The sequence below is a fragment of the Pseudomonas sp. P4_C3 genome, assembly GCF_056402075.1.
Genome location: NZ_JBFUIC010000743.1, coordinates 1 through 747, shown reverse-complemented (window position 1 = coordinate 747; position 747 = coordinate 1). Strand labels below are relative to the sequence as shown.

The 747-nt window shown below is 58.1% G+C and carries 1 protein-coding gene; it reads right to left on the bottom strand.

Going from position 1 to position 747, the window contains the following annotated elements; translation table 11 throughout:
- Positions 1 to 571: transporter substrate-binding domain-containing protein (locus AC1DVH_RS32200; RefSeq protein WP_477757179.1), on the bottom strand; the 571-nt coding region annotated here is incomplete at its 3' end.
- Positions 572 to 747: the final 176 nt, after the last annotated feature.

Below are 747 nucleotides of genomic sequence, written 5' to 3'. Positions count from 1 at the left end.
GGAAACCGTCGTCCAGGTTGACCGAGTCGGCCAGCAACGCGTCAATGCGGCCGGAGACCATGTCCAGGTTGGCTTCCTGCTGGGAGCCGTAACGCACCAGGACAATCCCCGCCGGTTGCAATACTTCAGTGGCGAAGCGGTCGTGGGTACTGGCGCGCAGGACACCGACTTTCTTGCCCYTGAGCTCGGTCAGCGGGTCCTTGACGTCACTGCCTTCCTTCATCACGAAGCGCGCAGGGGTGTGGTAGTACTTGATGGTGAAATCGACGTTCTTCTTGCGGTCGTCAGTGATGGTCATGGACGACAGGATGGCGTCGATTTTCTTGACCTTCAGCGCAGGGATCAGGCCGTCGAACTCTTGCTCGACCCAGGTGCACTTGACTTTCATCTGCTCGCACAGCGCGTCGCCGATGTCCACGTCGAAACCGGTGAGTTTGCCATCAGGGGTTTTCATCGAGAAYGGCGGGTAGCCGGCTTCGATGCCGATGCGGATCGGCTTGGCGTCATCAGCCACGGCGGTCAGGGACAACATCGACAGTGCCAGGGCACCGAACATCACTAGCTTCTTCATTGATAACTCCTGTGTGCGGAGGCTTTTATTGGCAGCTTCGATTGGCAGCGTTCGGTTATCGCTTCGTGAGCGGGAACCGAAGTGGCCGGCAGTCTAGAGCGGTGACAGGAGGGCAAATTACGCTGAGGCGACAAATATTTACAGAAAAGTGGCGGCGGGATGGAGGTATTGAGGTG